The organism is Candidatus Protofrankia californiensis (assembly GCF_900634765.1).
Lineage (GTDB): Bacteria > Actinomycetota > Actinomycetes > Frankiales > Frankiaceae > Protofrankia > Protofrankia californiensis.
Genome location: NZ_CAAAFT010000425.1, coordinates 1 through 3875 on the forward strand (window position 1 = coordinate 1; position 3875 = coordinate 3875).

At 67.5% G+C, this 3875-nt stretch carries 4 protein-coding genes; all 4 read right to left on the reverse strand.

Annotated features, from left to right (window positions below):
* On the reverse strand, nt 1-422 hold a 422-nt coding region (locus DD1DGNOD_RS21860), incomplete at its 3' end, for a hypothetical protein (protein WP_131770955.1).
* 160 nt (nt 423-582) lie between these two features.
* On the reverse strand, nt 583-2181 hold the full coding sequence (cimA, locus tag DD1DGNOD_RS21865; RefSeq protein WP_131768345.1) for a citramalate synthase: 1599 nt from the start codon (nt 2179-2181) through the stop codon (nt 583-585).
* Nucleotides 2182-2364: 183 nt separating this feature from the next.
* Nucleotides 2365-3042: a Crp/Fnr family transcriptional regulator gene (locus tag DD1DGNOD_RS21870; protein ID WP_131768346.1), complete on the reverse strand. Its 678-nt coding sequence runs from the start codon at nt 3040-3042 to the stop codon at nt 2365-2367.
* Between the two features lie 126 nt (nt 3043-3168).
* Complete coding sequence (locus DD1DGNOD_RS21875) at nt 3169-3555, reverse strand: CBS domain-containing protein (protein ID WP_131768347.1); 387 nt, start codon at nt 3553-3555, stop codon at nt 3169-3171.
* Nucleotides 3556-3875: the final 320 nt, after the last annotated feature.

Sequence of the window (3875 nt, forward strand, 5' to 3'; positions counted from 1 at the left end):
ACCTTGACGGGTTGACCGAACGCCGTCGTCGCGTCGTAGGTCGCCTGCCGGCCGCAGATCGCCGCGTGCACCTCGCGGACCAGCGTGATCGAAAGATCCTGCCCGTCACGTGCCGCCTCAGCGAGAAAGGTCAGAGCATCGAACTGGGATCGGATGATCGCAAGCGCGTCCTCGTCCACCCCACCCTGGCGAGCCGCCACCTTCGCCGTAAGGCCCTCGGCAATCAGAGCCTCGGTCACACCCCACTCGACGTCGTACAACCGCTCGATGATGCCCGTTTCGATGGCGTGACGCCGGAGACTGCGGCGTCGAGCCTCACTGAAGTCCTCGCGGGTCGCAGTGGCCACAGACTCCTCCCACGCACCCTGGAGTGCGTCAACCGTGGCAAGGACCTGCTCGAGGTCACCGTTGACCGACGGCACCGGACGCACCTCGCGCCAAGGGATCACGCTGCTGTCGGCCATGACCGAAGTCTAACGAGCCGAAAACGAAGCGATCATGTTTCACTCGTGTCGCCGGCGGCTCCAAGGAGCCCGGACTCATCACTATTTGTGATTATTGCCCCTCCCCTGCCGGCGTTGACTACTTGGGAATGCTTTCTTCGCCCTGGCGGCGCAGGCCATAGGTGACGGCGTCCTGCAACGCCTCCCATGAAGCCGCGATGATGTTCTCGTCGACGCCGACGGTGTCCCACCTGTCGCGCCCGTCGCTGGTCCCGACCAGCACCCGGGTCACCGCGCCGGTGCCGGACCTGCCGTCGAGGATGCGCACCTTGTAATCGACCAGGTCGAGGTCGACAAGGCCGGGGTAGCCCTTTTCCAGCGCTTCCCGCAGTGCCCGGTCGAGGGCGTTGACCGGGCCGTTGCCCTCGGCCGTGGACACGTGCCGCACACCGCGGGAGACGAGTTTCACGGTCGCCTCGCTCACGACCTGGCCGTCCGGCCGCCGCTCGACGATCACGCGCCACGACTCGAGGGTGAAGAACCGCTGCGCGCCTTCGACCTCGTCCCGCAGCAGCAGCTCGAACGACGCCTCCGCGGCCTCGTAGGTGTACCCGATCGCTTCCCGTTCCTTCACCAGGTCGACGACCCGGCCCAGCGCCTCCCGCTGGTCGGAGAGGTCCAGCCCGAGCTCACGGCCTTTGAGCTCGATCGTGGCCCGGCCGGCGAGCTCCGAGACCAGCATCCGCATGTCGTTGCCGACCTCGGCGGGATCGATGTGCTGGTACATGTCCGGGTCGACCTTGACGGCGCTGGCGTGCAGGCCGGCCTTGTGGGCGAACGCGCTCGCGCCGACGTAGGCGCGGTGGGGGTCCGGAGCGGAGTTGGTGATCTCGTCGATGGCGTGCGACACCCGGACCAGCTCGCGCAGCCTGCCTGGGGGCAGCACCCGGCGTCCGAGCTTGGTCTCCAGCCCGGCCACGACGCTGAACAGGTCAGCGTTGCCGCATCGCTCGCCGTAGCCGTTGGCGGTGCCCTGGACGTGGATGGCCCCGGCCTCGACCGCGACAAGGGTGTTCGCGACCGCGCAGGCGGTGTCGTTGTGGCAGTGAATGCCCAGGCGGGCACCGGTGATGTCGCGGACGGCAGAAACGACGTCACCGATACGTGTCGGCAGCATCCCGCCGTTGGTATCGCAGAGGACCACGACCTCGGCACCGGCCTCGGCGGCCACCCGGACCACCTCGAGTGCGTAGTCGGTGTCGGCGCGGTAACCGTCGAAGAAGTGCTCCGCGTCGACGAACACCCGCTTGCCCTCGGCGTGCAGATGCGCCACGGTGTCACGGATCATCGCGAGGTTCTCGGTGGGGGTGGTGCGCAGCGCCCGCTCCACGTGCCGGAGGTCGGACTTCGCGACCAGGCAGACGACGTCCGTGCCGGCCTCCCGCAAGGCGGCGACCTGCGTGTCGTCGGCGGCGACCGTCCGGGCCCTGCGGGTCGCGCCGAAGGCGGTGAGCACGGCATGGTCCAGACGCAGCTCGGTACGGGCACGGCGGAAGAACTCGGCGTCCTTCGGGTTCGACCCGGGCCAACCGCCCTCGATGAAGCCGACGCCGATCTCGTCGAGGTGCCGGGCTATCGCAATCTTGTCGCCGACCGACAGCGACAACCCCTCCTGCTGGGTCCCGTCACGCAGTGTCGTGTCGTAGACGTGAAAGGAATCGGGGTCATCTGGCTGCACGGCGCGCCTCTCACCTGCTCACCTGCGGATCTGCGGGGTGTCACGCGTCCGGCGGCATGGGTGGGCAGCCGGCACGCGCGACGAGGGCGGGTTCACCGCCGATTGTCCACTGTACGGCGCCACCCGCCCAGGAGCTCAGGGTCCTCAGGTCACGGCGAAGCCGCTGTCTGGGGCAAAGCTCCGTCAGTCGCCGGCAAAGCGGCGCAGGCGCTCAACCTGGAGGATGGTGACCGTCTGCCCCTCGGCCAGGATCCAGTTGCGCTTCTCGAACTCTCGCAGCGCCTGGTTGACCGACTGGCGTGAGCCGCCCAGAAGGGAGGCGATCTCGGTCTGGGTCAGGCCCAGTTCGATCAGCGGACGCCCGGACTCCCGCATCCGCATCAGCAGCAGCTTGGCGACGCGCCGGGGCAGGTCGAGGAAGACCAGGTCGGCATTTGCCCCCGTCAGCCGGCGGACGTGGGCCACCAGCGCCCGGATGAGCTGCTCGGCGACGGCCGGGCGCTCCCGTACCAGCTCCCACACGGCGGCACGGTCGAGGACGACGGCTTCGCTGGGCTCCAGCGCCTCGACGCTGGCAGACCGCGGACCAGCCTCGACGATGTTGAGTTCACCGAGGGTGTCGCCGGGGCCGGCTATGTTCAGGACGTGGTCACGGCCGTCGTCGGCGGTCGTGAGCACCTTCAGGCGGCCGGAGGCCACCACGAGCAACGTGTCAGCGGGATCACCTTCGGTGAGTACAACCTGACCGCGGCGGTATCGGCGCACGACAGACCGTGCGGCGAGACGCGCCAGGGCCGGCTCGTCCAGTTCCTTCAGCAATGTGGTCGCCCGCAACAGCGCGACCGCCTCTTCCTCCTGCACACCGTGACCGTAGCGCCAATGTCGGGAAATGTGGGCGCCCGATGCCCCGCTTGAGCAGTGATGTGCGTCGGTGGAGCAAAAAACGGCACAGAAGGAACAGTCGATCAAACAGCAGCACACCAGTTTCTAAACGGATGCACGCTGTTCGCTCCAGCAACGCACTACATCGCGCATGGACAGCACGCCGGTTACTTCACCCCGATCGCAGACGATCAGATGCCGAAATCCGCCGCGAAGCATCGATCCGGCGGCTTCCGCCAGCGACCAGCCGGGATCGGCGAACACGACGTCACGAGCGATGTGGTCGCCGACCAGCTCGGCATCCGGATTCTGACCATCCGCCACGGACAGAAGAACATCACGTTCAGTAAGTATGCTGTATCCTTCGCCGTCGACGTCCCGCACAATGGCCGCGCCCACCTTCCGGGCGGCCATCAGCCGCGCCGCCTGACGCAGGGTGTGCTTCGGACCGATCATGAGAACCGGAACGGTCATCCCGTCGGAAACCCGCATCACGCCTCTCCCCAGAGCTTGTGAACTTGTGAAACGAGAGCCTGACAGGAGAGGTTAGGCGTGGAATGCTCCGCTGACCAGACCGTCACCGGAGACGGCAAACCCGCGGGCAGGACGTGGTCACGCCCGCCCACGGGCCGGCGACCAGCTGGGGCTGGGTAACCAGCTGTCGTAGGGAGTCAGGACTCCTGGACGAGCTCGTTCCAGTTCTTGTAACGGTCGAGCTCCCCACGGGTCACCTGGTGGAACAGATCGAGCAGTTCGCGCGTGATCGGGCCGGGCCGGCCCGATCCGACGGGCCGGTCGTCGATCTCGACGAT